1 protein-coding gene is annotated in these 1,640 nt (G+C 72.3%); it reads right to left on the bottom strand.

Annotated features, from left to right (window positions below):
• Positions 1 to 422: 422 nt before the first annotated feature.
• Positions 423 to 1,640 (bottom strand): ATP-binding protein (locus D7V97_RS42880; RefSeq protein WP_147445254.1); only part of this gene is annotated, 1,218 nt, incomplete at its 5' end.

The raw sequence follows: 1,640 nt of genomic DNA on the forward strand, positions 1-1,640 counted from the left end.
CCCCCCAGGATCTACACCCTAGAGTTCGTCGGCAGCGTCAGATTTGTATAAGAGACAGGCCATCCCGCTCGCCTCCGCCATCCGCTCCCGCCACGCTCGCGCCTCCGCCGGCCACAGGTCCTCCAGCGCCAGCTGCCCGTCCGTCAGCTCCACCAGCGGCAGCCGCAGGAACGGGTGCGCCCCTCCCGGACGGAAGCGCACGGCGACGAAGGACGCGGACGACGACAGCGGCACCACCTCCGCGTGGCGCATCGCCCCCACCACCTGGAGGCGCACTCCGTCCGACAGGTCCACCAGGATGTCCAGACACCCATCCGGCATCACCCGGTGCGGCGCCGTCGGCGGGCCCGACACCTCCAGCCCCCAGTAGCATTGGACCCAGGGCGCCAGCGCGGCGCACGGCCTTGCCTCCACGTAGCGCATCAGGCCGCGTCCGCCACCGCCGCCCGGGGCAGCCTCACCGTGAAGCAGGTGCCCTGGCCCGGCCCGTCACTCTTCACGCCGATGCGGCCCCCGTGGCGCTCCACGATTTCACGGCAGATGGCCAGCCCCAACCCCAGTCCCCCGGCGTAGTACTCGGTCGCGTTGCGCGCGCGGAAGAAGGGCGTGAAGAGCTGCGACTGGCTCTCCTGGGGAATGCCGATGCCCCGGTCCTCCACGTCCACCCGCACCCCGTCCGCCTCCTCATGCACCCGCACGACCACCGGCGCGTCTGGCGGCGAATAGCGCAGCGCATTCTCCACCAGGTTCGTGAGGAGCTGATCCAACCGCTGCTCGTCCCAGCGGCCCACCAGGGGTGCCTCGGGGACCTCCAGCGTCAGCTGGCTCGCGCGCTCCGGCCGGGTGAGCTGGATGCGCTCCACCACCTCGCGCGCCAGCGCCCCCACGTCCACGGGCGCCACCGTCAACGTGAAGCGCCCGGACTGCAGCCGCGACACGTCCAGCATGTCGCCAATCAGCCGCGTCAGCCGGTCCACCTGCCGGTTCAGCCGCGCGAAGGTCTCCCGCTGCCGCTCCGGCGTCATCCCCTGGCCGGAGCTGGACTGGCGGATGAGCAGCTCCAGCGTCGCCTTCAGCGGCGTCAACGGCGTGCGCAGCTCGTGGCTCGCCATGGACAGGAACTGGTCCCGGATGGCGATGGCCTCGCGCAGCTCCTTCTGCGTGCGGTCGATGCGCGCCGCCATCTCGTTGAAGCCCAGGGTGAGCTGGGCAATCTCATCATCGCCCCGCGCCGGCACGCGCCGCTCCACCGACGGCGTGCCCAGCACGGCGAAGCCGTCCCGGAGCGTCTCCAGCCGCTCGGCCACGTCCCGCCCCACCCACTGCGACAGCAGGAGCGCGATGGCGCCCGCCAGCACCGCGATGGCCACCACCCAGGCGCCCATGCGCGTCACCGGCGCGAACGCCTCCCGCAGCCGCGCGGTCACCACCACCGTCCACGGCGTCCCCGCCACCTGCGCGTGCGCCACCACCATCCGGCGCCCCGTTTCATCGAACACCTCCAGGAACCCCTCCGGCTGCTTGAGCGCGTCCGCCCCGAGCAGCTCCAGCACCGGCGCCCGGGTGAGCACCTCGCCCCGCTCCGTCTCACGCAGGAGGCTGCCATCCCGGCGGTCGAACATCTCCACGTGGTAGCTGCG

Source organism: Corallococcus sp. CA053C (genome assembly GCF_003611675.1).
Classification (GTDB): domain Bacteria; phylum Myxococcota; class Myxococcia; order Myxococcales; family Myxococcaceae; genus Corallococcus.